Source organism: Brucella sp. IR068, from assembly GCF_049065885.1.
Classification (GTDB): Bacteria; Pseudomonadota; Alphaproteobacteria; order Rhizobiales; family Rhizobiaceae; genus Brucella; species Brucella intermedia.
Genome location: NZ_JBAKHE010000005.1, coordinates 356,382 through 380,575 on the forward strand (window position 1 = coordinate 356,382; position 24,194 = coordinate 380,575).

A 24,194-nucleotide genomic window follows, 5' to 3' on the forward strand; every position below is an offset into this window, starting at 1 on the left:
TTCGGGCTGAATTAACGCAACATTAACCATAGAGGATAAAGGTCGATCCGATATCGATGTCATCCGTGCGTCCTTCAGCGCGCGGACAATTGAAGAGAAACAACCCGGTGATACGTTTCGAGAATGTCGGCCTGCGATATGGAATGGGTCCTGAAATCCTGCGCGATGTCAGTTTCCATATTCCGCCGCGTTCGTTCCAGTTCCTGACCGGCCCTTCCGGGGCGGGAAAAACATCGCTCATGCGCCTTCTCTTCATGGCGCTGAAGCCGACGCGCGGCCTTATCAATATTTTCGGCAAGGATGTTGCGCGGCTCAATCACGCGGAAGTTCCGCTTTTGCGCCGCCGCATCGGTATCGTGTTTCAGGATTTTCGTCTGCTCGACCACATGACGACCTATGAGAATGTGGCGCTTCCGCTGCGCGTGCGCGGGAAGGAAGAGGCGACCTACCGACATGAGGTGGAGGAGCTTCTGCACTGGGTTGGGCTGGGCGATCGCATGAATGTCCTTCCGCCGGTCCTTTCAGGCGGCGAGAAGCAACGCGCCGCAATTGCCCGGGCCCTGATCGACCAGCCGGAACTGCTTCTGGCGGACGAACCGACCGGCAATGTCGATCCGCCGCTTGCAAAGCGTCTCCTGCGCCTTTTTACCGAGCTGAACCGTTCGGGTACCGCTGTCATTATAGCGACCCACGACCTTTCCCTGATGGATCAGGTCGATGCGCGGCGCATGATCCTCGAACATGGGCGGCTCGACATCTATGATTGATGCAAAGAACGCCTTGCAACGCAAGCTGGATGATGTCCGGGTCCGTCTTGAAGACCTCAAGGACATGCTGCTTGTGCGTATCGGCAAGCGCCGGAAGCGGCATGGGCCAAGTCCCATCGTTCCCGATGGCAGCGTTACCGGCACCGCACTTGTCATTGTGATCGCCATCATGACCTTTCTGGCATGTCTGACGATGGGCGGTGTGACGCTCGTTCGCGCTTCGGCTGCAGCCTGGCAGAGCCAGATCGCACGCGAAGCTACGATCCAGATACGGCCTGTCGACGGACAGGACATGGAGAAGGCGCTGACCCAGGCGAGCGAGATCGCACGCGGTTTTGCCGGCGTCAAAGGCACGAGCATTATCGATAAGGATGCGACTGCACGGCTGCTCGAACCATGGCTCGGCAGTGGTCTCAACATCGATGAACTGCCTGTGCCGCGCCTTGTCGTCGTTACCATCGATGAAAATGCACCGCCTGACTTTGAAACCATGCGCGCTGAAATTACGCGCGCCATTCCGGCTGCAACCTTCGACGACCATCGCACCTGGGTCGACAGGCTTGTCTCCATGGCGCATACGACGGTGTTCGTCGGGACCGGTGTTCTCTCGCTCGTGATCGCGGCGACGGTCCTGACCGTGATCTTCGCCACGCGCGGCGCAATGTCGGGCAACGGCCACATTATCGAAGTGCTGCATTTCATCGGTGCGGAATCGAAATTCGTGGCGCGCGAATTTGAATGGCATTTCTTCCGCACCGCCTTGAAGGGTGCGCTGTGCGGCGGTGCGGCCGCGATGCTGGTATTTCTGGTCTTTTCCTGGTGGGCGTCGAGCCATATGGCAACGCCTGAAGGTGATCAGGCGGCTGCCTTGTTCGGCAATTTCGCTATCGGGCGCAGCGGCTATATCGGTGCTGCCGTCATCATCATTCTGGTCAGTTTCCTGACCATGCTGACCAGCCGCCTGACGGTGATCCGCCAGCTTGCAACCATGGACGGTCCGGGAGTGCGCTCCGAATGAAGACCTTTTCCGCCACGGGCGCTTTCAGGACGAGATTTTCATCCGTTTCTCCGACTTCTCGCCGCAATGCTGGCTATGATGGAAGGAGAGATGGTACGCGAATCCCGCAAGCGCTATCGGGCGGGCACCGGTCGAGTGACGATGCAGTGGCACAGAGGCAGACGGCAAACAGGCTCTCTAGAGGCAATGTGGTCTGGCGCCGCCGCCGGAACGACGTTTCCCTCCAATCCTTTGCACTTGCATCCGGTAATTTCCTATGGTCTGTCATGATGCGCATGTTCAGACGTTTTCAGCCGGTTTCCATCGTTCTGTTTGTCATTCTTCTGGCGTTTCTCGTCGGCTTCTTTGCGTTCGGTGAAAAGGTCACCAGCATGCAGCCTCCCGCCATCGATGAGCCTGCCGATGCGATCATCGTCCTGACCGGTGGCCAGTCCAGAATCCAGGCTGCGGTCAATCTTCTGAAAGACAAGCGCGGAAAGCGGCTTCTGATCAGCGGCGTTCATCCATCGACCAACGAAAAGGTGCTGCAGCGCGCGACACATGCCGACCAGAGCCTGTTCGACTGCTGCGTCGATCTCGACCGGTCGGCGCTCAACACCATCGGCAATGCCGCGGAAAGTGAACGCTGGATTCGCACAAACAATTATCGCCGGGTGATCCTGGTCACCAATAATTATCATATTCCGCGCAGCACGCTGGAAATGTCCTATCTCATGAAGGATGTGGAATTCATTCCCTATCCGGTGGTGAACGGGGAACGTCGCGAACACAGCTGGGTTGCCGAAGGCGACACGTTGCGCGTGCTGTTCATCGAATATGTGAAGTATCTGGGCGCCGTAGTGCGTGTGGGTGCAAGCGAGTTGTTTGGAACGCAGCCCCAGCAAAGCGCGACGGCGGCAAACTGATCTCGCCCACGGAATACGATTTCCTGATGGAAATGGCCGATCTTCCTGATATATCGGTGCCGTCACTTTCTGAAGAAAGTCCAGAATTCGCGCGTGATCGTTTGCCGGAACCCGGAAACGAAAATGCTTTAGCCCAGGGTCTCCGCCGACTGATGCTTCTCTACCTGCGCTCAATCCTGTTCAATGCGGCGTTTTATATCTGCACACTTGTTCAGATGATCGTCTATACGCCCTTTTATTTCCTGTTGCCCCGCAAGAAGGCCTGGATCGTGCCGAAGCTGTGGGCACGGGTCAATCTCTGGCTTCAAAAGCATATCGTCGGTACGGACTGTGTCGTCGAGGGATTGGAGAACATTCCCGAAGGCGCCTATATCTGCGCGCCGAAGCATCAATCTGCCTGGGATACTTATGCTTTCCTGCCCTATCTTGACGATCCCGTGCTGATTCTGAAGCGGGAACTGATGCGTATTCCGCTTTTCGGCTGGTATATCGCCAAGATGCAGATGATTCCGGTTGACCGGGGCTCCCGCGTCAAGGCGCTGCACTCCATCACCAAGGGCGCGGAAAAGGCGATTGCGGACGGCCGCCAGATCCTCATTTATCCCGAGGGAACGCGCCGTGCGCCGGGCGCTCCGCCGCAATACAAATACGGCATCGTTCATCTCTATGAGGCGCTCAATATTCCGGTTGTTCCGATTGCGCATAATGCGGGCCTCTACTGGCCACGCCGCAAGTTCCTGCGTTATCCCGGAACCGTTCGGGCCCGTATCCTGCCGCCCATTCCGCCGGGTTTGCCGAAAGAGGAATTCCTCAAGAGGTTGATCGAAACGACGGAAACCGCCTGCGACGAATTTCTGCTCGCCGCCAGCCGCGATCCAAATCCTCCCCCGATGCCGCCGACCGCCGTTCAACGACTGAACGAGCTCGGCGTTTAACCTTCACACCATGTTAACGGCCTGATCACGTTCAATTGCGTTGCGAGAACGACAATTCGCCGCGTTTTCTAGAACTTTCGTTTTTCTTGCGTGCAACCTTGAAACCCGTTATCAGAGCCCGACACGAAAGGACACATCATGAATATTGATGCCATCTCCATCGGCTCCAATCCTCCTGAAGACGTCAACGTCATCATTGAAGTGCCTGTCGGCGGCCAGCCGATCAAGTACGAGATGGACAAGAAGGCCGGCGCCCTCATCGTCGACCGCTTCCTCTACACGCCAATGACCTATCCGGGCAATTACGGCTTCGTGCCGCATACGCTTTCGGAAGATGGCGATCCGATCGACGTTCTCGTCTGCAACACCCGCCCGCTGGTTCCCGGCTGCGTGATCAATGTTCGCCCGATCGGCGTTCTGGTCATGGAAGACAATTCCGGCAAGGATGAGAAGATCATCGCCGTGCCGTCGCCGCACCTGACGCGCCGCTATGAGAAGATCCACGACTATACCGATATGCCGGAGATCACTCTGAAGCAGATCGCGCACTTCTTCGAACACTACAAGGATCTGGAACCCGGCAAGTGGGTGAAGATCGGTGACTGGGGTGACGAAGATTACGCACGCAAGTTCATCGTCGAAGCTATCGAACGCGCCAAGAACAAGTAAGCGCCAGTTTCTCGACCCGTCTAAGCAAAAGCGCCCGGCAATGTCCGGGCGCTTTTGTATATGTACTGATCGTTCGTTCGTACCAGCTTCCGACCCCCACTTTTGGAGAGGCCTTTTTAAAGGAAAAGCGGCAGCAGCGTCGTCCACATGAACTGGCGGATGAAGAAGATGATCAGCAGCAGGATGATCGGTGAAATATCGATGCCGCCCAGATTGGGCAGAAGATTGCGGATCGGCCGCAAGACGGGTTCCGTTACCTTATAGAGAAACTCCCCGATCGACGCCACGAACCGGTTGCCGGAGTTGACGACATTGAACGCATAGAGCCATGAGAAAATGGCGCTCGCAATAATGATATAGGTATAGATATCAAGCGCCAGATCAATGGTGCGGAACAATGCGATCATGGGGGCCTCCTTGGCAATTGGCGGAGATGTAGCGGTTGCGTCGGTCAAGAACAAGGGCTGAGAACCTGAGCGCCGGAATTTTTGAGGAGCGTTGTGCCTGCTCGCAACTGCTTAAATCGTCGAATTCTGGTCGATATTGCGGTGGATTAGATCGTTGACGTGTTCCAGCCAGTGGTCGCGCACGCGCATATTGCGCAGATGCTTGAGCGTATTGGCGACATAATCCACATTGGCACCTGAATCGCCCCGGGCGGACGCGACGATTGCCGCCGCGTTCTCGGCTGAAAGAGAACCGGCATATTGGACGTGATGGCGGTCCGCTACATAGGTGACCGCATCGACACTGCGACCGTCGGCGAGACGCAGACGGAGATGCTTCTCGTGATAAACGTGGTTCGACATTTCACGTTCGCGCAGATAGGTCATCACTTCGCCGGTCATGTCGCCGGGCACGCGAAAGGCGATACCGAGGCACGAGCCGCCGGCATCCAATCCCAGCACCAGGCCGGGATGGTCCGGTGTTCCGCGGTGGACATGCGAATAGATGCAAAGGCTGCGCCTGTAGCCATAAAGACGTGCGCGGACCGTTTCCACATGCGCAAAGCCGGGTCGCCACATCAGCGATCCATAGCCGAAAACCCAGAAATCGTTCATTTGCCTGTCATCGAGAGCCGTGGCCATTGGGGGTGCCTATGAGAGCTTGTTCCAAAAGGCGCCAGGCCGGTCTGCAAATCGCCTGCCGCTTTTGATTCAAGCTCTAATGATTAGAGCGCATCCCGAAAAGTGTGAAATGATTTTCGGAAAAGATGCGCGTCAAAACAGATAGGAAGAGCGCCACCCTCATTCAATCAGATTGAAACGCACTCTGACGCGTGTCGATTTCCACCAGTAATCATCGGATATCCCTCGATTTTTCTTCCTCTTCCCTTCACAAGGCACAATCCTGCCATAATATGGCCACCAGTCGAGAGGAGCACAATGTTGACGAGATTTCGGATCTGGTCCGAATCCGGCGCGGGCTCCTCGAACAACTGACTGATAAATAAGGCTTTTGAAATGGCGCATACTGGAATGAACGCACCGAAAGCCAGAAAGCGTCCTATAACGCTCCTCGTCATTCTTGTTGTCCTGGTTGCTGGCTATACGGCGGGCTGGTTCTATATCGCAAACAAGCTTGAAGCACGAGCCAAGGCTGACATGGCCAGGCTTGCCGCTCAGGGTGTCGGCGTGAAATGCGAAGACCTGCGCATGGGCGGCTATCCGCTGCGCGTCAATGTCATCTGCGACAGTATTTCATGGCAGCGCCCCTCCGAAGGCATGTCGTTCCGCGCCGGGCGGTTTACTTCCGGCTCTCCTGTCTATGCACCGCGTTCCCTGTCGAATGACCTGACGGGCCCCGCCTTCATCGAATTTCCGGGGCTGGCGCCGCTGGAAGTGAACTGGAGCAAATTCAACTCCAACACCCGGCTGGCGCGTCCTTTCCCGACCGAAATCGAACTGGCCGCGCGCGAAGTCGCGGTTGGTCTGCGCACGGAAACCACGACGACAGAACCGCTCAGCACGCTCGAGCAGATGGATTTCCGCATGAGCGAAGCGGATGGCGCCCTGAAGCTCAATGGCCGCTTTGCCGGATTGAAGCTCGCCAAGGCGGCCATAGGCAATGCCACCAGCCCTGAAGTCGACGGCGTGGCAGATATTGATGTGTCCGATGCCGCAACCCTGCTGGCGAGGAGCGACGCACCGTTTCATCAACGGCTGCGCGGGCATTCCGGCACTGTCAATCAGGCTTTCCTGTCCATGCCCAATGGAGCCATGGTTTCCGTTGCGGGACCGTTTTCCATCGATGCGGACGGGCTGATCAATGCGGATGTGAAGCTGACGCTGGTCAACCCGCAATCGCTGGCACAGGCGGGGCAGACGGTGTTTCCCGAGCAGGGGGGCAATATAGCCACTGTGCTGTTTGCTCTCTCGGCCATGCCGAAAGACGAAAACGGCAATCCCGTGATGGAAATTGCCGTTCGCAAGGGCAAGGTCAGCGCCGGCTTCATTCCACTTGGGCGGTTGCCCGCTCTTTAGGGGAGCAGGGGAATAAGGCAGTAAGGGAGTAGGGCAGTTGTGCTGCCCTATGCGCGCGTCGCAGCCTGACGGCCAAAGTCCGGCGCATCAACTTCCTGTCCGGCATCAATGATGCCGCGACGCACGGCGCGTGTGCGTGTGAAAAGATCGAACAGTGCTTCACCGTCGCCCCAGCGGATCGAACGTTGCAGCGAGGCAAGGTCTTCCGAAAAACGCCCGAGCATTTCGAGGATCGCGTCCTTGTTATGCAGGCACACGTCGCGCCACATTGTCGGGTCGGAGGCGGCCAGACGCGTGAAATCGCGGAAACCGGAAGCGGAATATTTGATGACTTCCGATTTCGTCACCTGTTCCAGATCGCTGGCTGTGCCGACGATATTGTAAGCAATGATATGCGGCAGATGCGAGACGATGGCCAGCACCAGATCGTGGTGCTGCGGGTCCATGCGATCAAGGCGCGAGCCGCACGCGCTCCAGAAATCGCTCAGCTTTTCCAGCGCCGCTTCATCCGTATCGGGCAGGGGCGTCAGAATGCACCAGCGATTGGTGAAGAGTTCTGCAAAGCCCGCGTCCGGCCCGGAATATTCGGTTCCCGCCAGCGGGTGGCCGGGAATGAAGTGCACGGTGTCGGGCAATTCCGGCTGCATCTGGGCAATTACGGACGCCTTGGTGGAGCCAACGTCGGTCACGATGGCACCGGGTTTGAGATTTGCAGCGATCTGGCGCGCGACGGTGCCTGACGAGCCGACCGGCACAGACACGATGACGAGATCGGCATCCTTGACGGCCTCAGCGCTATCCGTGGCGTAGCTGTCGCCGAGCCCCAGTTCCTCGGCGCGCTTCAGCGTTTCGCTGCTGCGCGTGGCGATGGCGATGTGATCGGCAAGCTTCTCGCGTCGAATGACGCGCGCGAGCGATGAACCGATAAGGCCGATGCCGACCAGGGCGATCTTGTTGAAATGGACCGTGGACATTGGTTTACTTCAAAAATTCGGTCAGGGCGGCGACGACGCCGCGATTGGCTTCTTCCGGTCCAACCGTAATGCGCAATGCATTCGGAAAGCCGTAACCGCCGACGCGACGCAGGATATAACCGCGTCTGGAAAGCCATTCGTCAGCTTTGTCCGCCGAATGCGCAGCATCTTCGGGAAAGTGGATCAGCAGGAAATTCGTGACCGAAGGTGTTACCCGAAGTCCGAGCTTTGTGAACTCCTCGGTCAGCCAGCCAAGCCATTTCTCATTGTAGGCGATCGACTTGTCGACATGGGCGCGGTCCCGGATAGCGGCAGCGCCTGCTGCAATGGCGGCCGAATTCATGTTGAACGGTCCACGAATGCGATTGACGGCATCGATGACGTGCAGGGGCGCATACATCCAGCCGATACGCAGGCCCGGCAGCCCATGGATTTTCGAGAAGGTGCGCGTCATGACGACATTCTCGTTGGAAGAAACGAGTTCAAGGCCTGCTTCGTAGTCGTTGCGGCGCACATATTCGGCATAGGCCGCATCGAGAACAAGAAGCACATGCTTGGGCAGTCCGGCATGAAGGCGACGGACTTCCTCGAAAGGAAGATAGGTCCCGGTCGGATTGCCCGGATTGGCGATGAAGACGATCTTCGTGCGCGGCGACAGGCCAGCCAGAATGGCGTCCACATCGATCCGCTCGTTCTTCTCCTTGACGGTGACCGGCGTTGCACCCGCACCCAGGGTCTGGATCTTGTAAACCGCAAATCCGTGTTCGGTGATGATGGTTTCATCGCCCGGAGCAAGATAGGTCTGGCAGAGCAGGCCAAGCAGTTCGTCTGAGCCGTTGCCGCACATGATATTCGCTAAATTGAGCGCCTGCGTTTCGGCAATCGCCTGCCGCAGAGCCAGCGCCTGCCCGTCGGGATAAAGCTCCAGTTTTTCGCCTGCGCGTCGATAGGCTTCCACGGCATGCGGGCTCGGACCGATCGGCGTTTCGTTGGATGAGAGCTTATAGACCTTGGCGACGCCTTCCACATGTTCCTTGCCGGGTACGTAGGCTGCGATGTCGAGCAGGCCTGCCTTGGGCTGGGGACGGGTAAGGTTCTGCGTATCGGTCATGATTTTGGCTCCGCCAAAAGGTCAATATTAAAGGTCTGATGGGGCATATCCCGCCATTGCGTCCAAGTCGAGAAAAACCTTGGCCGATAATGCTTGTCGGCCGCAGCAACTGTACGTTTTTGCGGGGCTTGGTGCGTAAATGTCCTAGTTTGCGTTAGAATCCGAAATTCGGCTCCACACTAGTTTTTACGATCTGTCTTGCCGGTTCCTGCCGGTACTTTCCGCAACCCGCCGACAGGTGTTCCTTGCGGCGCAAGAACCGGAACGAAAACACGGCGCGACGAGCGCTGGGCAACGGGCAGCCCCTGATAAAGCCGCTTCTGTGCTTCCACCACCAGAACGCCGGAAAAGACCGGCCACAGCCGCCGCCCCATGCCTTCGAGCGCGAGACAGGGCCGCATCATCCAACGCCGCGTGGCAGGAGGGAAGTGCAGGGCGTCACTCACAGTGCTGACGGTGAAATTCGCCTCGCGCAGCAAGGTCGTCAGCTGGGTACGGCTATAGGGCCGCCCGCTGCCGAAGGGCGTATGCTCGAAGCGGGCCCAGAGACCCCGCCGGTTCGGCACCACGATAACGAGCCGCCCATTGGGCGCGAGAACGCGCCACATCTCCTTCAGCGTTTCCGTCGGGTTTTCCGCGTACTCCAGGGCATGCACCATGAGCACGCGATCAATCGAGGAATCGGGCAGCGGCAGTTCCTCGTCGAAAACGAGCGCTGTCGCCGGCTTTTCCACAGACGGCCAGGCGACGGCTCCCTGACCGGCAGGCATGAAGGCAAAGGTCCGCTCCGTATCGGCGCTGAAACGGTCGAGATAGGGCAGGCTGTAGCCCATGCCGACAAGCCGCTCTCCCGGCACGCGATCCCACAATCCGGCAAGCGCCATACGGATGGCGCGTTCCGCGAGATGGCCCAGAGTGGTATCGTAAAATGATCGCAGTTCGATGATGTCCGGATGCATGGAAGCCACGCTATATGAAATCTCGACGTTGGGAAATGGAGAAGCCGGAGCATCTTCAAGTGGTGGGGTGCAATTTCCTCAAACCATGGTATAGAGCGGCCTTTCCGGCGCCTTCATGCGCCGCCCAAGTCTGCGCGTAAGCGAACGATCAGGAGAAGCAGCAGATGCCCGAAGTCGGCGGCAAGACAATCGAAGTTCTCTTTAGTCCGGATGAGATTGCAGGCCGCAATCTTGAGCTTGCCAAGGCCATCGCCGAACGCAAGTTCCACAATCTGCTGACGATTTCGATCCTGAAAGGGTCCTTCATCTTTGCAGCCGACCTCATCCGCGCAATGCATGATGCGGGTGTGGAACCCGATGTGGAATTCATCACCGTTTCGAGCTACGGCAAGGGGACGACAAGCACGGAAGTTCGTCTGCTGCGCGATATCGACAGTGACGTGCGCGACCGCGATGTGCTTCTGATCGACGATATTCTGGAATCCGGCAAGACGCTGAAGTTCGTCCGCGAACTGATGCTGGAACGCGGAGCTCGCAGCGTCAGTATCGCCGTTCTTCTCGACAAGAGCGTGCGCCGCAAGGTCGATCTCCACGCCGATTTCGTGGCTTTCGAATGCCCGGATTATTTTGTCGTCGGCTATGGCATGGACGTGGGGCACGCCTTCCGCCAGTTGCCTTATGTCGGTCGGGTGATGGAATAGAGCCTGTTTCTCAATCGAACTTCAACAGGCGCTGCAGATATTCCTTTTCCATCTGCGGCGTCAGCGCATTGCCGAGCTTGCGGCGGATTTCATCGAGAATTTCACGCGCGCGCTGAATATCGATTTCGCCGGGAATTTTGACGTCATCGTTAAGGCTGTCCCCGGTGCCCTGCTGCCGTCCGAGTGGATCGCGGCCCCTGCTGCCGTTGGCTCCGCTTTGCCCCTGTCCGTCCTGACCCATGGCCTGCTGCATCTTCTGCATCATGTCGCGCCCACCGCGGCGCAGCGCGTCAAGTGCACTGCCCTGCTGGTCGTTTGCTTCCGCGCCTTCGCTTCGGCCCAGCGCGTCCGTTGCATTGCCCATTGATTTTCCGGCATCCGAAAAATCCTTGCCGGGTTCGATGCCCATGCCCTTCAGATCGTCCATCAGCTTCTGCAGATCGGACTGGAGGTCCTTCTGCTGCTGTTGCAGCTTGCGCATGGCTTCCGCCATATCGGGCGGAACATCGCCCTTTCCGCCCTGGCCTTGTCCGTTTCCGGTTTCACCGCCCATGGAACCGTCATCACCCGGGAGCATGTTGTCGCCGAATCCGCCTTCACCGTCGCTGCCGCCGAACTGACGCTGCATTTTCTGATCGAGGTCGAAGGTCTCGTTCATGGTCTTTTGCTGGCGCTGCATCAATTCGCCAAGCTTGTTCATCTGCTGCTGCATCTGGCCCTGCTGGCCTTGCCCCTGACCTTGCTGACCCTGCTGCGCCTGCCCCATTTGCAGGTTGTTCATCAGGTTCTGCAATTGCGACAGGAGTTCTTGCGCCTGATCACGTGAGCCCTGACGCGCCAGATTTTCAATCTGGTCCATCATGCGCTGGAGATCTTTTTCCGTGAGCATCCGCGCATTGGGGTCCGGTGCGGCCCGGCGGGCATTCGGATTCTGCTGCTGGCGCTGGGCGAACTCCCGCAGGAAGTCCTGCATCGCCTTGCGCAGCTCTGCTGACAGCTTTTCGATCTCCTCCTGCGAGGCGCCATTCTGCAGAGCGTTCTTCAGGGCTTCCTGTGCCTGCCGTAGGCGTTTTTCGGCGGCGGACAGATTGCCGTCCTCGATACCGAGTGCCACCTGCCACATATAATCCGCCGCATCACGCAAGTCGTCATCGCTTCTGGCAAGCCGCAGACGTGTGCCAATCGTGACCAGTCCCAGATAATGGGCGGCATTCTTGATGGTTTCTTCCGGACGGAGAGTTATTGCCGACAGCATGTCGAGCACATGATCGCGCTGCGTCGCGTCAAGCGCCAGAATACGGCGCTGCTCCGCGACAGCACGGGCAAGCGGGTTGCTGAAAGGGCGCTCCGGCAAGGTGATGACCTTGGTTTCACTGCGGCCCGTTTGTCCTGCCGCATCGGTTACAACCAGCGTGAGCGCAACCTTTTCGCCGGCCCATGGGTGCTCGGTCAGGTCCTTCGACGTGGTGGCGTCCCTCACGCCGCGGCGCGGCAAAGCAAGCGGCAGTTCCGGCGCGTCGTAAAGCGGCGCGGCTTCCTCATCCTCATCGTTGTTGAGCGGGACGATCTCACCTTCGGCCTTAACCGGCGCATAGTCGTCATCGATCTGGTAGGAGAGCTGCAATGTGCCATTCAACGCACGCCCCGGCTCTTTTGTAAAGCGGATCGTCGGCGGGTTGTCCGGAGTAACGGAAAACTTCCAGCGGGCATCGGTGCCGGAAAGCGCCAGGGTTTCGTCCTGCTGCAGATCATAGCGGAAATTGCGGCTGCCATCGACGACAGCATGTTCTGTAGGGGCCTTCTGGTCTTCACTGGCGTTTACCGGCTGGACGTCGCGGCGCTCGCCTTTCGCATCGGTCGCGGTAAGCCGTTCAGAGCCGCCGCCAATCACCCGGACCGAAAGAATGCTGCCTTGCGGCACGTTGATTGCGGCCTCGTCGCCTTCGTTCGTGGCGGTCAGGAACACGGGAGCGCGGCCGGTGTAGCGTGGTGGCGTCACCCATGCATCGATGCGCGCAACGGCAGTGCCATTGCCCGGACGGATATGAAAGGCATCGGCAATGCGGCCGCTGTTCGGACTGAAACTATAAGCGAAAGCGGTTACGAAAAGGAGAGCGACCACCGCTCGAAGACCAAGAGGGTCGTGTTCGGGAACCCGCGTGTAAGGCAGGCCGGATTGCAGGTTTTTCAGCCGGTCCGCCATGCGGCGCTGGTGTTCGCGCCATAAGGCCACGGCAAATGGATCATGTTCTCCGGTTGCCATATGGCCCGTCTGCACGGCGAGCGGTTCGTGAACGAGGCCGTTGATCGCCTCGATACGGCTTGTAATGTCGCTGTCGATCGGGGCTCGAAAGCGGAACAGCAGGTAGATCGATACGAGGCCGGCAAGCCCGAAAAGCGCCAGAATGCCAAAATGCAGCCAACGCGGCATCATGCCGAACAGGCCAAACCAGCCGAGGCTGAGAAACAGGCCGATCAGAAGTATCAGCGGCAGGATGAGCGGCCAGAACCGCTCGAAGCTGATTGAGAGAAAGGCGCGCAGACGTAAACGGCGGAGGCTGGCACCGTCGCCCCAAAACAGCCGCAGAAAAGCATCTCGCGCAAGGCGCGGCCTGTCTTTCCTGTCGTTGCTACGATCCGTCATCTGGGCTTTCTGGCGTGTATCACGTTTTTATCTTGCAACAGGATAACACGCATCATGGCAAAGGCGAGGCTTTGCCATGATAATTGTATTCTGGGGATTATAACCACTCGGGCACGGAATCGAGTGCGAGCAGTTCTTCATAAGTTCGGCGCGGGCGCACGACGTGATAGCGGTCGCCATCCACCAGCACTTCCGGAATAAGCAGGCGGCTGTTGTAAGTGCTGGAGAGCACGGCACCATAAGCGCCCGTGGTGCAGACGGCAATCAGGTCGCCGGGCGCCGGTTTGGCCACTTCCCGGTCGAGGCCCAGATAATCGCCGGTTTCACAGACCGGACCAACGAAATCGGCGCGGATACGCGGGGCATCGTCTTTCGGCAGGGCGACCGGCTTGATGTCGTGAAACGCATCGTAAAGTGTGGGACGAATCAAATCGTTCATCGCCGCATCGACGATGACGAAGTTCTTGGCATCGCCTTCCTTCACGAAGATCACTTCCGTCACCAGAAGTCCTGCATTGCCGACAATCAGGCGGCCCGGTTCGAACACGGTCTTGAGGCCGAGCGGCTTGATATGCCTGGCAACGATTTCAGCATAGGCCGCGGGCAAAGGTGGCGGCGTATTGTCAGTGCGATAAGGAATGCCCAGTCCGCCGCCAACGTCGACGTGGCGGATATCGTGGCCGTCGGCCTGCAATTCCTTGACCAGTTGCGCCATCAGGGCAAACGCATCGTCGAATGGTTCCAGATCGATGATCTGGCTGCCGATATGCATATCGATGCCGACCACGTCGAGACCGGGCAGGCTTGCTGCACGGGCATAGGCTTCCCGCGCCTTGACGCGGGGAATGCCGAACTTGTTCTCGGACTTGCCGGTCGAAATCTTGGCGTGGGTCTTGGCATCCACATCAGGGTTGATACGCAGCGATACGGATGCGACCTTGCCTGCCTTGACGGCGCGGGCGGAAAGAATTTCGAGTTCCGGTTCGGATTCCACGTTGAAGCAATAAATGCCAGCTTCCAACGCAAAGTCCATTTCGTGCGGCGTCTTGCCTACGCCGGAAAACACGATCTTGTTTGCCGGGATGCCCGCCGCAAGCGCACGGCGAATCTCGCCTTCCGAAACGGTATCGGCACCCGCGCCCAGCTTGGCCAGCGTTTTCAGGACGGCCTGGTTGGAATTGGCTTTCAGCGCATAGGTAACGAGCGTTTCCATACCGGCGAAGGCTTCGCTGAACACGCGGAAATGGCGCTCCACGGTCGCGCGGGAATAGACGTAAAACGGCGTACCGACGGCCTGTGCGATTTCAGGCAGGCTGATATTTTCGGCGTGAAGGACGCCGTTGCGATATTCGAAATGGTTCACAGAAAAGGCCCTACAGCGGAAACTTACAACAGCTTGTCGAGGATGATTGGCTTGTCTTCCTTCGGTTTCGGCTTGGTGTGACCCTGTTCGTCGGTCACGACGGCAGATGGCGGCGGCTCAAGCGGGCCCTTGCGGCCGCAAGCGGCAAGCGTGGCGCTAAGCGCGGCGATCAGAAGCACGGAAGAAATGGCGGAGCGGCCTGTCATCAGCTTTGGTTCCCGAAATAAAATCTGTTGGCGCTAGCTGTAACGCAAAATTTCCAAGAGTGGAATCATCCGTTGACTGGATGATTCCACATGACGTCATGTTGATCGACTGTCAGGCCTTGGTAATGCGCTTCTTCCAGTAACGAATCTGGCGGCGCACTTCCTGCGGGGCCGTGCCGCCGAAGGACTGGCGGCTCTTTACCGACTTTTCGACTGTCAGGTAGCCGAAAACGGCATCGGTGATACCCGGATGGATCGATTGCAGTTCCTCCAGCGACAGCTTCGACAGATCGACCTTGCGGCTTTCAGCCAGAGCGACGGCGCGTCCGGTCACGTGATGGGCCTCGCGGAAGGGAAGTCCCAGTTCGCGCACCAGCCAGTCGGCGAGATCGGTCGCAGTGGAATAGCCGGAACCTGCCGCCTTCTTCATCGAGGCCACATTGATTGACAGGTCCCGCACCATACCGGCCATGGCTGCAATGGCGAGTTCCAGATTTTCGGCGGCGTCGAAGACCTGTTCCTTGTCTTCCTGCATGTCCTTGGAATAGGCGAGCGGCAGCCCCTTCATGATGGTCAGAAGTGCAACCAGCGATCCGTTGATGCGGCCCGTCTTGGCGCGAACCAGTTCGGCGGCATCCGGGTTCTTCTTCTGCGGCATGATGGACGAGCCGGTCGAAAAGGCGTCCGAAAGCCGCACGAAATTGAACTGCGGTGTGGACCAGATGACGATCTCTTCGGCGAGCCGCGACAGATGGCCGGCGCAGATCGCGGCAAGCGACAGGAATTCCAGCGCGTAGTCACGGTCGGAAACACTGTCGAGCGAATTGCGGGTCGGCTCACGAAAGCCGAGCGCCTTGGCGGTCATATGACGGTCGATCGGGAAGCCTGTTCCCGCAAGGGCTGCCGCACCCAAAGGCGATTCGTCCATGCGCTCGATTGCATCGCGCACACGCGACAGGTCGCGGCCGAACATTTCCACATAGGCCATGCAGTGATGACCGAAGGTGACGGGCTGCGCGGTCTGGAGATGGGTGAAACCCGGCATCACGGTTGCGGCGTGTTCTTCGGCGCGCTCCAGGAATGCTTCGATCAGGTTCTTGAGCGCGGCGGCGGTCTTTTCCAGTTCCCGCTTGACCCAGAGGCGGAAATCGACGGCCACCTGATCGTTGCGCGAGCGGGCGGTGTGGAGACGTCCGGCGGAAGGGCCGATCAGTTCGGCAAGCCGCGCTTCGATATTCATGTGAATGTCTTCGAGCTTGCGCGAGAATGTGAACTTGCCTTCCTCGATTTCCTTGAGAATGGTTTTCAGGCCATCTTCGATCTGGCGATGGTCCTCCGCCGCAATAATGCCTGTCTTTGCCAGCATGGCTGCATGGGCAAGCGAGCCCTGAATATCCTGCGCATAGAGCTTGCGGTCGAAGCCGATCGATGCATTGATCTCTTCCATGATCGCATCCGGGCCTGAGGCAAAACGGCCGCCCCACATCTGGTTGCTTGATTTTTGTTCGCTCATGCTCATATGCCCCGAGTGACGATTTGGCGGAATATTGGAAAGAAGTAACGCGACATGGCAGAAGACAACGAAAAGGCGAATTCCGAACAGCAGACGAAATCGGGAAATCGCAAGATCGTCCTTCTTGCCGCCCTTGCCGGTGTCATTGCCGGTATCGTGGCGGTATACGTGATGGAGCGGCCTTCTGGCAATGTCGTTGACCAGAATGTTTCAGCGAATGTTGCGGCCGAAAGCGACGAAGCATCGGCGCAGTGCGCTCTTAAAGCTGATGCGCTGAAGGCGCTGGATGCAGCTGCGACCGGCGGTGTGGCAGCCATGCGCGCTGCCGAAAAGCCGATTTCCGTCTCGCATATCGCCTTTACCGGCCCGGACGGCAAACAGATGACGCTCGGGGACTTCGAGGGCAAGACGCTGCTGGTCAATCTTTGGGCGACGTGGTGCGCTCCCTGCCGTGAGGAAATGCCCGCTCTCGACAAGTTGCAAGGCGAGAAAGGCGGCAGCGATTTCGACGTTGTCGCCATCAACATCGATACCGGCTCCGACGACAAGCCCAAGGGGTTTCTCAATGAAATCGGCATCAACAACCTGACCTTGCACCGGGATGCTTCCATGTCGAGCTTCAACGAATTGAAGCGCAAGAACCTGGCTTTTGGCCTTCCCATAACCCTGCTCGTAGACAAGGATGGCTGTCAGATAGCATCCATGAACGGACCTGCGCCGTGGGACAGCCCGGAAGCCAAAAAACTCATCGAAGCGGCCAAAAATCTTTAGTCTCGACAAAAGCGAAATGCGGTGGCTTTCTTTCCTGTGAGGGAAGGAGACCGTCCATGAGCTTTGAAGTCTGGCTCGCATTTTCCGCCGCATCCATCGTGCTTCTGGTAATACCGGGACCGACCGTATTGCTCGTCGTATCCTACGCTCTGGGACAGGGGTGGAAGGCGGCTTTTCCGATGGCGGTCGGTGTCGCGCTTGGCGATTTTACAGCGATGACGCTTTCCATGCTTGGCGTGGGTGCGCTGCTCGCGGCATCGGCAACCGTGTTCACCGCAGTCAAATGGGCGGGTGCGGCCTATCTGATCTGGCTCGGCATAAAGCTGTTCCGGGCTGGCGGCGCCCTTCATGCAAACGCCCGGCATGACAAGGTGCATCCGGTGCGGATGCTGGTTCATGCATGGCTGGTGACGGCGCTCAACCCGAAGAGCATTACCTTTTTTGTGGCTTTTCTTCCGCAGTTCCTGAGCCCGCATCGGGATTTCCTGACCCAGATGCTGGTTTTCGAAAGCACGTTCCTCGTGCTCGCTTTCCTCAATGCCTTTTCTTATGCGCTTCTGGCAACCCGCGCGCGCGGCTTCTTTTCGAGCGAACGGGCGCTGCGCATCTTCAATCGGGCGGGCGGAACTTTGCTGATCGGCGCGGGTGTCGCCACTGCCTCGATGCGGTCAGCCTGAGACAAAACCGGCTCGTTTCAGCCGAACGATGGCAAGATCCAGCGCCGAGAGAAATGCAGAGCGATCTTTCGGTGAAAAGGGGACAGGGCCGCCGGTGATTTCGCCTGCGGAACGCAAGCTGTCCATCAGATTGCGCGTCGCCAGCGTGTTGCCGATGGTGCTCTGGGTGTGAACGCGCCCGTTCGGTGCAATTACCGAGGCACCTTTTTCGAGCGAGCGGCTGGCCAGAGGAATGTCGGCGGTAATCACGATGGCGCCCGGACGGGAATTTTCGGCGATCCAGTCGTCGGCAGCGTCCAGCTTGTCCGATACGATGACGCGTTCCACGCGCTCCGCATCGCGCGGGATGGCAATGAAACTGTTGGCCACCAGCATGACCGGCAGATTGTGCCGTTCCGCCACACGATAGATTTCAGCCTTCACCGGGCAGGCGTCTGCATCGACAAAAATGTGGATCGTTTCGGGTTGCGTGTTCATGCTGCTTCATAAAATGGGAGCGGCTGTTTGGCAAATTCAACGCTGCGATCAGTTTTATGCGATAGGGGATCGGCGAAAAACGGTATAAGGCGGGCCGCAAAAGTGAGAGTTCCGCCATGGCCGCCCGTTTCTTCCCCATCATGTTCGTCCTGCTTTGGGCCACCGGTTTCATTGGCGCGGGGCTTTCCATGCCTTATGCCGAACCGTTCACCTTCATGGCGGTGCGTTTTTCCATTGCAGCCCTCATCATGACGCTCTGGGCGCTGGCAAGCCGGAGCATCTGGCCCAAGGGAGATGTTCTTCTCCATGTGGCGATTGCCGGATGTCTCATCCACGGCGTTTATCTCTCCGCCTTGTTCTGGGCCGTTCACCACGGTCTGCCTGCGGGAATGTCGGGTCTCGTGGCAGGTCTTCAGCCGATGTTGACCACGCTGATCGCCGCCATTCTTTTGGGCGAACGGGCGAGCGGGCGGCAATGGGCCGGGCTTCTCATCGGCTTCATCGGCGTGGCAATGGTGGTATGGCCGAAATTTTCGGCGGGCAGCGGCGTCGATCCCAAAAGCCTTGCGGCGGCTTTCGTGGCCGTGCTGGCGATCAGCACCGGCACGGTCTGGCAGAAACGTTTCGGCACGGCGGGCGACCTCAAGGCCGGGACAGCCGTTCAGTATATCGCTGCGGCCATTCTCACCGCTGTGTGTGCGTTTGCCTTCGAGACGCGCATCATGATCTGGTCGCGATCGCTGATCTTTGCGCTGGTCTGGCTGACGCTTGCCATTTCCATCGGGGCGATTCTGGCACTTCTGGTCATGATACGCGAAGGCGCAATGTCGAAAGTTGCTTCGCTGTTCTATCTCGTCCCCGGCACGGCCGCGATCATGGCCTATCTGATTTTCGGCGAAACGCTGTCGGCGATCCAGATTGCGGGCATGGTGGTGACGACGCTCGGCGTTGCGCTGACGACGTTACGCCGGACATGATGCCGAAAAGTGGGAACTGGTTTTCGGACCGGATCATGCGCTGATTTTTATGAGTTAAGCTCGGGCTGTTGCTCTCGCTTGCGGAAAATCATGATGGCGGCGTTTATTTCCGCGCCGATGATGAAAATGGCCGACAGCATGTAGAGGAAGACGATCGCCACCATGATCGAGGCCAGACCGGCATAGGTCGTCACGTAATTGGCAAAGGTTTCCAGATATTTGGCAAAGGCCATCGCAGCGGCAAGCCAGGCGATGAGCGTGACCAGTATGCCCGGCAGGATGTCGCCGAGGCTGCGTCGCCCGGCGGGAAGCCAGATGTGTACCATGAACAGCGCCAGAACCAGAACCGCCACCGCTACCGTATAGCGCCAGAAGGCGATGGTGCCTGTGAACGGCGCTATGTCAGGAAACCATTGTTCGGCAATACGCACGGCAAGCGGGGCCAGAACCAGCAGGAAGCTGATGGCCATCAGGCTCAGCGTGCCGACCAGAACGAAGCCGAGACTTTGCAGGCGGCAGAAAATGATCGAACGCTGGTCTGTCACCCGATAGGCGCGGTTAAGTGCGATGCGCAGCGCCTCTACGCCGTTGGAGGCAAAATAGGCGGCTGCGATGACGCTAAGGGTCAGAAGCCCGCTGCGCTGGACGGTCAGCACGTTCATCACTTCGTTGGCGATGGGAGCGGCGATGTTCGACGGCCACATGTCGAAGATGACATGCACCGCCGTATCGGCAAATTCCTTGGTGCCGAGAAAGCTCGCGAGCGTCGTGGCGAAGATGAGGAACGGAAACAGCGCCATCAGGCCGGAAAGCGCAATGTGGCTGGCGAAAGCCCAACCGTCGTCCGAACTGAAATGACCAATGACGTCCCAGGTGATCTGACGGAGAAAACGTCTGATTTTTCGCATCCGCAGATTTGTCCCCAAAGTCGCGATTGGCGTCTGAAACGCGTTCAGCCGGTGTTTCAAGGCCTTAAATCTAGCATCGGTCCGCGGATTGCAAGGGCAGGCCCCGTTTTAAACCGGGCACGAATCAAGCAATCTTGGCAAAACGGCAGCGGGAAACGAACATATGGCTCCGGCACGATCCGGTCAGAACCGACAGCGCAGCATCATCATTACCGGTTGCTCCTCCGGGATCGGCGCTTATTGCGCGGAAGCGCTGAAGAGCCAAGGCTGGCGCGTCTTTGCGACCGCCCGCAAGGATGCGGATATCGATGCGCTCCGGGCAAAGGGCATTGAGGCGCACTATCTCGATTATACGCAGCCGCAGTCGATCGCGAATCTGGTCGACGAGGTGCTGCGCCAGACTGACGGCACGCTTGATGCGCTGTTCAACAATGGCGCTTATGCACAGCCCGGCGCGATAGAGGACTTGCCGGTCGAAGCCTTGCGCCAGCAATTCGAAGCCAATTTCTTCGGCTGGCATGATTTGACCCGCCGCGTGATTCCCATCATGCGCCGGCAAGGGCACGGGCGCATCGTTCATTGCTCATCGATTCTGGGACTGGTGCCCATGAAATGGCGCGGCGCTTATGTGGCGTCCAAATTTGCGCTTGAAGGGCTGATGCTTGCGCAACGCATGGAACTGGAAGGTTCCGGTATCGATGTGTCGCTGATCGAGCCCGGTCCGATTGCGTCGCGCTTTACCTACAATGCCGCCAGCCATGCGGAAGCCAATATCGACATGGAAGCGTCTGTTCATCGCGAGCTTTACCAGCGCCAGATGGCGAAATTGAAAAGTGGCGGCACAAAATCCAAGAACAAGCTTGGACCGGAAGCCGTCTATGCTGTACTGCTTCATGCATTGGAGGCGCCGCGTCCCCGCCCGCATTACGTGGTGACGAGACCGGCGAAACTTGGTTCACTGGCGCGGCGCCTGATGCCTGCACGCTGGCTTTACCGAATGCTGTCCGACCAGTCATGAGGTCAGGAACAGTGCGCATGGGAAGGAAATGAAATGGACGTTCTGTTCAAGGGCGCGGCAATGGTGGCCATGTTTGCGGTGGCTGTCGTTCTGATCATCGGCCTGCGCAACATGATGCGCGGCGGCGACGCCAATTTTTCCAACAAGATGATGCAGCTGCGGGTTTTCCTGCAGTTCATTGCCATAGTCCTGATCGTCGGGGCGATCTATTACGCCCGTGTGAAAAACGGTCAATAAGGCATGGTCAAGCTCAACAAGATCTATACCCGTACAGGCGACAAGGGCACGACAGGACTGGCCAGCGGGCCGCGCCGGCTGAAGTCGGACCTGCGCGTCGAAGCCTATGGCACTGTGGATGAAGCCAATGCCTGCATCGGTATGGCACGCCTCCATACAGGCGGTGAAAACAATCCTCATGCACAGATTGATGCCATGCTGGCACGCATCCAGAACGATCTTTTCGACCTTGGCGCTGATCTGTCGACGCCGGATGACGGGAAACCGCTCGCCTACGAACCGCTGCGCATCGTCGCTTCGCAGGTCGCGCGTCTGGAAGCCGACATTGATCTCCTCAATTCCGATCTGCAGCCGCTCCGCTCATTCATTCTCCCCGGTGGGTCGGCTGCATCTGCCGCATTGCACCTTGCCCGCACGATCTCTCGCCGGGCCGAGCGGCTGATGGTTGCGCTTGCCCGTGTCGAAGGTGAAGTCGTCTCGGCGGAGGCTTTGCAATATATCAACCGCGTTTCCGATTTCCTGTTCGTGGCGTCGCGAACCGTCAATGATAATGGCGCGCAGGATGTTCTCTGGGTGCCGGGCGCGAACCGCTAGTCTAAACCCCTCGTTTGTTGCCCCAGATCAGCACGTGGAGCTGGGGCAGGACGTGCGCTTCGTACCAGCCATCCGCAATCATCTTTTCCACCAGCCATTCCATCCGCCGCATGATGCCGTCGATGTCTATTGCAGCGTCATTCGCTTCGGGCGGTGGCGGAGTGTGATTACCCGGCTGGAGATAGACTGGAAGGTGAGCATGCCGATTAGCCACTTCTTTGGCAAAGGCGTAATCGGCGTCATCAAAGATCACGAATTTCAGCACCGTTCGCGGCGTATTGCCCGCAGCCTCGATACATGCGGCCAGCGCATCGAAATCGGTGTCCATGGCGCTTGAGGGCGGCTTTGGGCTCAATACCAGCGTGTCGAGCGCTGAAAACCAGCCCTGTGCAACTGACCCTTGCGTTTCCAGCGCAAAGCGATAGCCGTCTTTCCTGCCATGTTCGATCAACGGTCCCAGTGGCTGGATGGCCGGATTGCCCCCCGAAAGTGACACTGTCAGGGGCTTATTTCGGGAAAGTGCCGTCACTTCATCCCAAATCGCCTCGACACTCATTGGCTTCCATTCATGACGAAAACGGCTCTCGACGGCATGCAGGCTGTCGCACCATGCGCAGCGATAATCGCAGCCGCCGGTTCGCACGAATACCGTCGGCTGGCCGATGAGCACGCCTTCGCCCTGTATCGTGGGACCGAAAATTTCCGCGATCCGTATCCGCGTCACGGTCGGTACTCGGCCCATGTCTTGGGCGTTTCGCTGACCCGCACGGCGGATATTTCCGGCCAGCGCGCATGGCACCACTCAAAAAAGTGCCGGGCGAGGGTTTCAGCCGTGCTCTGATCATGGCCCAGAACGTCGTTCAGATGGCGATGGTCAAAACAATCATCGATATAGCGCTTGAACGGCGCCAGCTCATGATAGTCGCGAACAAAGCCGTGCTCGTTGAGATCGGAAGCCGAGAGTTCGACCTCAACGATATAGTTGTGCCCGTGCAGGCGGGCGCATTGATGGTCTTCCGGCAGGCCGGTCAGCTGATGCGATGCGGAGAAATGAAATTCCTTGGTAATGCGAAACATCAGACGCTCCGCTTCTCGATTGCCGCACGCCAGAAATCGGCATCCACATAGAAGGTCGGGTCTTCGATACCGGCGAGATGAAAGGCTTCCCGTCGCTCGACACAGGTGCCACAGCGTCCACAATGATGTTCGCCACCCTTGTAGCAGGACCACGTTGCGGCAAAGGGCGTGCCATATTTTGCGCCATCGATAACGATGTCGGCTTTGGAAACGTGCACATAAGGCGCGAGCAGTTTTATGTCGGCATAGCCGTCCAGTGCATGGTCCTGCATGGTCTGGAAAGCATCAATAAAATCGGGGCGGCAATCGGGATAAATGAAATGATCACCGCCATGGACGGCGAGCGCCACAGCGTCGGCCTTTTGTGCAGCGGCCACCCCAAAGGCAATCGCCAGCATGATTGCATTGCGGTTCGGCACGACGGTAATCTTCATCGTTTCTTCAGCGTAATGCCCGTCGGGAACATCGACATCGTCGGTGAGGGCGGAGCCGGTAAGGCTCGCGCCGATAGTCCGTATGTCGATGATCTGATGGGGAACGCCGAGCCTTTCGGCACAGGCTTTGGCCGAATCCAGTTCCTTCCTGTGGCGTTGGCCATAGTCGAAGGAGAGGATGGCTGTGAGTTGATGTTCGGCTGCTATTCTATAAGCAAGCGAAACAGAATCGAGTCCGCCGGAGCAGACGACGAGCGTTTTCATAAGTCAGGGTTCCTTGTTTTGACCGGGTAGGCTGCGACCGGATTGCGAGGCGTTACCTAAAGCATGCTGCATCGCTTGTAAACGACACGAAAAAGGGGAGGCGTCGGGTTGCTCGGATTCGGAATGACCTGTTGTCAGAATAAATTGATTTTAATCGATATAGCGGCCTGTGCCTGATTGACGTGCACGTCAACCGTCTTTAGGTTTCGTGCCGGTTCCCGGCGGAGAGGCAGCGCATTTGCGTCACTACCCAGTTTTGCGCCGGTGCCGCTTTCATGTCGGATTTTGACATGCGGGTGGGAGTTCACGGCGGCATAGTCGTGCTGCAGAAGTCATTGAAGAGGTAATCGCGGATGAAAGTCCTTGTCGCAGTGAAACGGGTTGTCGATTACAACGTGAAGATCCGTGTAAAGGGAGACGGTTCGGGGGTTGAGCTTTCGAACGTGAAGATGTCGATGAACCCTTTTGACGAGATCGCGGTTGAAGAGGCGATCCGTCTGAAGGAAGCGGGC

Annotated in this window: 27 protein-coding genes and 1 pseudogene; 14 read left to right on the forward strand and 14 right to left on the reverse strand. The window is 58.2% G+C overall.

The window, feature by feature from the left end:
* The first annotated feature begins 143 nt into the window (after positions 1 to 143).
* The 5 genes from ftsE to ppa all read left to right on the forward strand — a co-directional run bounded on the left by ftsE (position 144) and on the right by ppa (position 4,294).
* Positions 144 to 767 (forward strand): cell division ATP-binding protein FtsE, encoded by a 624-nt coding sequence (gene ftsE / locus ACOWVS_RS11425; protein ID WP_025092146.1) that lies wholly within the window; start codon positions 144 to 146, stop codon positions 765 to 767.
* Positions 760 to 1,785 carry a cell division protein FtsX gene (locus tag ACOWVS_RS11430; RefSeq protein WP_063619741.1) on the forward strand — a complete coding sequence of 342 codons (1,026 nt, stop codon included), beginning with the start codon at positions 760 to 762 and terminating at the stop codon, positions 1,783 to 1,785. Before ftsE ends, ACOWVS_RS11430 begins: the two co-directional genes overlap by 8 nt.
* On the forward strand, positions 1,782 to 2,690 hold the full coding sequence (locus ACOWVS_RS11435) for a YdcF family protein (protein ID WP_063619739.1): 909 nt from the start codon (positions 1,782 to 1,784) through the stop codon (positions 2,688 to 2,690). The genes ACOWVS_RS11430 and ACOWVS_RS11435 overlap by 4 nt, the downstream gene beginning before the upstream one ends.
* 152 nt (positions 2,691 to 2,842) lie before the next feature.
* The gene (locus ACOWVS_RS11440; RefSeq protein ID WP_021587444.1) at positions 2,843 to 3,625 is read left to right on the forward strand and encodes a lysophospholipid acyltransferase family protein; all 783 of its coding nucleotides are present in this window, start codon (positions 2,843 to 2,845) and stop codon (positions 3,623 to 3,625) included.
* A gap of 138 nt (positions 3,626 to 3,763) precedes the next feature.
* Positions 3,764 to 4,294: an inorganic diphosphatase gene (ppa, locus tag ACOWVS_RS11445; RefSeq protein WP_006467934.1), complete on the forward strand. Its 531-nt coding sequence runs from the start codon at positions 3,764 to 3,766 to the stop codon at positions 4,292 to 4,294.
* 116 nt (positions 4,295 to 4,410) lie between these two features.
* Here ppa and ACOWVS_RS11450 read toward each other — a convergent pair whose 3' ends face one another.
* Together ACOWVS_RS11450 and ACOWVS_RS11455 are read right to left on the reverse strand one after the other, a co-directional pair.
* On the reverse strand, positions 4,411 to 4,701 hold the full coding sequence (locus ACOWVS_RS11450) for a YggT family protein (protein WP_006467933.1): 291 nt from the start codon (positions 4,699 to 4,701) through the stop codon (positions 4,411 to 4,413).
* 111 nt (positions 4,702 to 4,812) lie between these two features.
* A complete protein-coding gene (locus tag ACOWVS_RS11455) occupies positions 4,813 to 5,382 on the reverse strand; it encodes a gamma-glutamylcyclotransferase (protein WP_063619737.1) in 570 nt (189 codons plus the stop codon).
* A 375-nt stretch (positions 5,383 to 5,757) separates the two neighbouring features.
* On the opposite strand from ACOWVS_RS11455, the gene ACOWVS_RS11460 reads away from it, so the two are divergent.
* Positions 5,758 to 6,777, forward strand: coding sequence for a DUF2125 domain-containing protein (locus ACOWVS_RS11460; protein ID WP_063619735.1), 1,020 nt, complete (start codon positions 5,758 to 5,760; stop codon positions 6,775 to 6,777).
* A gap of 47 nt (positions 6,778 to 6,824) precedes the next feature.
* On the opposite strand, the gene ACOWVS_RS11465 is transcribed toward ACOWVS_RS11460, so the two are convergent.
* The 3 genes from ACOWVS_RS11465 to ACOWVS_RS11475 form a co-directional block, all read right to left on the reverse strand.
* Positions 6,825 to 7,751 (reverse strand): prephenate/arogenate dehydrogenase family protein, encoded by a 927-nt coding sequence (locus tag ACOWVS_RS11465; protein ID WP_006467928.1) that lies wholly within the window; start codon positions 7,749 to 7,751, stop codon positions 6,825 to 6,827.
* Positions 7,752 to 7,755: 4 nt separating this feature from the next.
* The gene (gene hisC, locus ACOWVS_RS11470; RefSeq protein ID WP_006467927.1) at positions 7,756 to 8,862 is read right to left on the reverse strand and encodes a histidinol-phosphate transaminase; all 1,107 of its coding nucleotides are present in this window, start codon (positions 8,860 to 8,862) and stop codon (positions 7,756 to 7,758) included.
* 179 nt (positions 8,863 to 9,041) lie between these two features.
* Complete coding sequence (locus ACOWVS_RS11475; protein ID WP_006470935.1) at positions 9,042 to 9,821, reverse strand: class I SAM-dependent methyltransferase; 780 nt, start codon at positions 9,819 to 9,821, stop codon at positions 9,042 to 9,044.
* Between the two features lie 164 nt (positions 9,822 to 9,985).
* Here ACOWVS_RS11475 and hpt point away from each other — a divergent pair, with 164 nt between their 5' ends.
* Positions 9,986 to 10,522, forward strand: a complete 537-nt coding sequence (gene hpt / locus ACOWVS_RS11480) for a hypoxanthine phosphoribosyltransferase (protein ID WP_063881783.1) — start codon at positions 9,986 to 9,988, stop codon at positions 10,520 to 10,522.
* A gap of 10 nt (positions 10,523 to 10,532) precedes the next feature.
* On the opposite strand, the gene ACOWVS_RS11485 is transcribed toward hpt, so the two are convergent.
* From ACOWVS_RS11485 to argH, 4 genes are all read right to left on the reverse strand, one after another.
* The gene (locus ACOWVS_RS11485; RefSeq protein ID WP_063619731.1) at positions 10,533 to 13,166 is read right to left on the reverse strand and encodes a TIGR02302 family protein; all 2,634 of its coding nucleotides are present in this window, start codon (positions 13,164 to 13,166) and stop codon (positions 10,533 to 10,535) included.
* Positions 13,167 to 13,263: 97 nt separating this feature from the next.
* Positions 13,264 to 14,529, reverse strand: a complete 1,266-nt coding sequence (gene lysA, locus ACOWVS_RS11490) for a diaminopimelate decarboxylase (RefSeq protein ID WP_063619729.1) — start codon at positions 14,527 to 14,529, stop codon at positions 13,264 to 13,266.
* 23 nt (positions 14,530 to 14,552) lie between these two features.
* On the reverse strand, positions 14,553 to 14,735 hold the full coding sequence (gene lptM / locus ACOWVS_RS11495; RefSeq protein WP_021587436.1) for an LPS translocon maturation chaperone LptM: 183 nt from the start codon (positions 14,733 to 14,735) through the stop codon (positions 14,553 to 14,555).
* 112 nt (positions 14,736 to 14,847) lie between these two features.
* Positions 14,848 to 16,248, reverse strand: coding sequence for an argininosuccinate lyase (gene argH, locus ACOWVS_RS11500; protein WP_063619727.1), 1,401 nt, complete (start codon positions 16,246 to 16,248; stop codon positions 14,848 to 14,850).
* 54 nt (positions 16,249 to 16,302) lie between these two features.
* Here argH and tlpA point away from each other — a divergent pair, with 54 nt between their 5' ends.
* Together tlpA and ACOWVS_RS11510 are read left to right on the forward strand one after the other, a co-directional pair.
* On the forward strand, positions 16,303 to 17,019 hold the full coding sequence (tlpA, locus tag ACOWVS_RS11505) for a thiol:disulfide interchange protein TlpA (RefSeq protein WP_063619725.1): 717 nt from the start codon (positions 16,303 to 16,305) through the stop codon (positions 17,017 to 17,019).
* Between the two features lie 56 nt (positions 17,020 to 17,075).
* Complete coding sequence (locus ACOWVS_RS11510; protein WP_063619724.1) at positions 17,076 to 17,696, forward strand: LysE family translocator; 621 nt, start codon at positions 17,076 to 17,078, stop codon at positions 17,694 to 17,696.
* Here ACOWVS_RS11510 and ACOWVS_RS11515 read toward each other — a convergent pair.
* Positions 17,688 to 18,173, reverse strand: coding sequence for a YaiI/YqxD family protein (locus tag ACOWVS_RS11515; protein ID WP_063619722.1), 486 nt, complete (start codon positions 18,171 to 18,173; stop codon positions 17,688 to 17,690). The genes ACOWVS_RS11510 and ACOWVS_RS11515 overlap by 9 nt on opposite strands.
* A 116-nt stretch (positions 18,174 to 18,289) precedes the next feature.
* Here ACOWVS_RS11515 and ACOWVS_RS11520 point away from each other — a divergent pair, with 116 nt between their 5' ends.
* Complete coding sequence (locus ACOWVS_RS11520) at positions 18,290 to 19,150, forward strand: DMT family transporter (protein WP_075041799.1); 861 nt, start codon at positions 18,290 to 18,292, stop codon at positions 19,148 to 19,150.
* A gap of 47 nt (positions 19,151 to 19,197) precedes the next feature.
* Here ACOWVS_RS11520 and ACOWVS_RS11525 read toward each other — a convergent pair whose 3' ends face one another.
* On the reverse strand, positions 19,198 to 20,058 hold the full coding sequence (locus tag ACOWVS_RS11525) for a YihY/virulence factor BrkB family protein (protein ID WP_006470933.1): 861 nt from the start codon (positions 20,056 to 20,058) through the stop codon (positions 19,198 to 19,200).
* A 163-nt stretch (positions 20,059 to 20,221) separates the two neighbouring features.
* On the opposite strand from ACOWVS_RS11525, the gene ACOWVS_RS11530 reads away from it, so the two are divergent.
* From ACOWVS_RS11530 to ACOWVS_RS11540, 3 genes are read left to right on the forward strand one after another with little or no spacing between them, the layout of a single operon-like run.
* Complete coding sequence (locus ACOWVS_RS11530) at positions 20,222 to 21,076, forward strand: SDR family oxidoreductase (RefSeq protein ID WP_063619718.1); 855 nt, start codon at positions 20,222 to 20,224, stop codon at positions 21,074 to 21,076.
* A gap of 33 nt (positions 21,077 to 21,109) precedes the next feature.
* Positions 21,110 to 21,313 carry a twin transmembrane helix small protein gene (locus tag ACOWVS_RS11535; RefSeq protein ID WP_006467913.1) on the forward strand — a complete coding sequence of 68 codons (204 nt, stop codon included), beginning with the start codon at positions 21,110 to 21,112 and terminating at the stop codon, positions 21,311 to 21,313.
* 3 nt (positions 21,314 to 21,316) lie between these two features.
* Positions 21,317 to 21,907, forward strand: coding sequence for a cob(I)yrinic acid a,c-diamide adenosyltransferase (locus ACOWVS_RS11540; RefSeq protein WP_063619716.1), 591 nt, complete (start codon positions 21,317 to 21,319; stop codon positions 21,905 to 21,907).
* Between the two features lies 1 nt (position 21,908).
* Here ACOWVS_RS11540 and queE read toward each other — a convergent pair whose 3' ends face one another.
* From queE to queC, 3 genes are read right to left on the reverse strand one after another with little or no spacing between them, the layout of a single operon-like run.
* Entirely contained in the window at positions 21,909 to 22,649 is a 741-nt protein-coding gene (gene queE, locus ACOWVS_RS11545; protein WP_063619714.1) for a 7-carboxy-7-deazaguanine synthase QueE, read from the reverse strand.
* Complete coding sequence (gene queD / locus ACOWVS_RS11550) at positions 22,628 to 22,984, reverse strand: 6-carboxytetrahydropterin synthase QueD (protein WP_006467910.1); 357 nt, start codon at positions 22,982 to 22,984, stop codon at positions 22,628 to 22,630. Before queD ends, queE begins: the two co-directional genes overlap by 22 nt.
* Positions 22,984 to 23,682, reverse strand: a complete 699-nt coding sequence (gene queC, locus ACOWVS_RS11555; RefSeq protein WP_063619712.1) for a 7-cyano-7-deazaguanine synthase QueC — start codon at positions 23,680 to 23,682, stop codon at positions 22,984 to 22,986. Before queC ends, queD begins: the two co-directional genes overlap by 1 nt.
* 353 nt (positions 23,683 to 24,035) lie before the next feature.
* Between queC and ACOWVS_RS11560 the strand changes: the two are divergent.
* Positions 24,036 to 24,194 (forward strand): annotated as a pseudogene (locus ACOWVS_RS11560) (electron transfer flavoprotein subunit beta/FixA family protein); the annotation flags it as partial.

What these genes read in the sequence shown, in the direction of transcription:
- ACOWVS_RS11515 (WP_063619722.1), bottom strand. Translation starts at nt 18,173, where the DNA reads ATGAACACGCAACCCGAAACGATCCACATTTTTGTCGATGCAGACGCC.
- tlpA (WP_063619725.1), top strand. Translation starts at nt 16,303, where the DNA reads ATGGCAGAAGACAACGAAAAGGCGAATTCCGAACAGCAGACGAAATCG.
- ACOWVS_RS11475 (WP_006470935.1), bottom strand. Translation starts at nt 9,821, where the DNA reads ATGCATCCGGACATCATCGAACTGCGATCATTTTACGATACCACTCTG.
- ACOWVS_RS11450 (WP_006467933.1), bottom strand. Translation starts at nt 4,701, where the DNA reads ATGATCGCATTGTTCCGCACCATTGATCTGGCGCTTGATATCTATACC.
- ACOWVS_RS11435 (WP_063619739.1), top strand. Translation starts at nt 1,782, where the DNA reads ATGAAGACCTTTTCCGCCACGGGCGCTTTCAGGACGAGATTTTCATCC.
- queD (WP_006467910.1), bottom strand. Translation starts at nt 22,984, where the DNA reads ATGTTTCGCATTACCAAGGAATTTCATTTCTCCGCATCGCATCAGCTG.
- ACOWVS_RS11440 (WP_021587444.1), top strand. Translation starts at nt 2,843, where the DNA reads ATGCTTCTCTACCTGCGCTCAATCCTGTTCAATGCGGCGTTTTATATC.
- hisC (WP_006467927.1), bottom strand. Translation starts at nt 8,862, where the DNA reads ATGACCGATACGCAGAACCTTACCCGTCCCCAGCCCAAGGCAGGCCTG.
- ACOWVS_RS11520 (WP_075041799.1), top strand. Translation starts at nt 18,290, where the DNA reads ATGGCCGCCCGTTTCTTCCCCATCATGTTCGTCCTGCTTTGGGCCACC.
- ACOWVS_RS11455 (WP_063619737.1), bottom strand. Translation starts at nt 5,382, where the DNA reads ATGGCCACGGCTCTCGATGACAGGCAAATGAACGATTTCTGGGTTTTC.
- ftsE (WP_025092146.1), top strand. Translation starts at nt 144, where the DNA reads ATGGGTCCTGAAATCCTGCGCGATGTCAGTTTCCATATTCCGCCGCGT.
- ACOWVS_RS11540 (WP_063619716.1), top strand. Translation starts at nt 21,317, where the DNA reads ATGGTCAAGCTCAACAAGATCTATACCCGTACAGGCGACAAGGGCACG.
- lptM (WP_021587436.1), bottom strand. Translation starts at nt 14,735, where the DNA reads ATGACAGGCCGCTCCGCCATTTCTTCCGTGCTTCTGATCGCCGCGCTT.
- queC (WP_063619712.1), bottom strand. Translation starts at nt 23,682, where the DNA reads ATGAAAACGCTCGTCGTCTGCTCCGGCGGACTCGATTCTGTTTCGCTT.
- ppa (WP_006467934.1), top strand. Translation starts at nt 3,764, where the DNA reads ATGAATATTGATGCCATCTCCATCGGCTCCAATCCTCCTGAAGACGTC.
- argH (WP_063619727.1), bottom strand. Translation starts at nt 16,248, where the DNA reads ATGAGCGAACAAAAATCAAGCAACCAGATGTGGGGCGGCCGTTTTGCC.
- ACOWVS_RS11535 (WP_006467913.1), top strand. Translation starts at nt 21,110, where the DNA reads ATGGACGTTCTGTTCAAGGGCGCGGCAATGGTGGCCATGTTTGCGGTG.
- hpt (WP_063881783.1), top strand. Translation starts at nt 9,986, where the DNA reads ATGCCCGAAGTCGGCGGCAAGACAATCGAAGTTCTCTTTAGTCCGGAT.
- ACOWVS_RS11530 (WP_063619718.1), top strand. Translation starts at nt 20,222, where the DNA reads ATGGCTCCGGCACGATCCGGTCAGAACCGACAGCGCAGCATCATCATT.
- ACOWVS_RS11460 (WP_063619735.1), top strand. Translation starts at nt 5,758, where the DNA reads ATGGCGCATACTGGAATGAACGCACCGAAAGCCAGAAAGCGTCCTATA.
- ACOWVS_RS11465 (WP_006467928.1), bottom strand. Translation starts at nt 7,751, where the DNA reads ATGTCCACGGTCCATTTCAACAAGATCGCCCTGGTCGGCATCGGCCTT.
- queE (WP_063619714.1), bottom strand. Translation starts at nt 22,649, where the DNA reads ATGGGCCGAGTACCGACCGTGACGCGGATACGGATCGCGGAAATTTTC.
- ACOWVS_RS11430 (WP_063619741.1), top strand. Translation starts at nt 760, where the DNA reads ATGATTGATGCAAAGAACGCCTTGCAACGCAAGCTGGATGATGTCCGG.
- ACOWVS_RS11510 (WP_063619724.1), top strand. Translation starts at nt 17,076, where the DNA reads ATGAGCTTTGAAGTCTGGCTCGCATTTTCCGCCGCATCCATCGTGCTT.
- ACOWVS_RS11525 (WP_006470933.1), bottom strand. Translation starts at nt 20,058, where the DNA reads ATGCGAAAAATCAGACGTTTTCTCCGTCAGATCACCTGGGACGTCATT.
- ACOWVS_RS11485 (WP_063619731.1), bottom strand. Translation starts at nt 13,166, where the DNA reads ATGACGGATCGTAGCAACGACAGGAAAGACAGGCCGCGCCTTGCGCGA.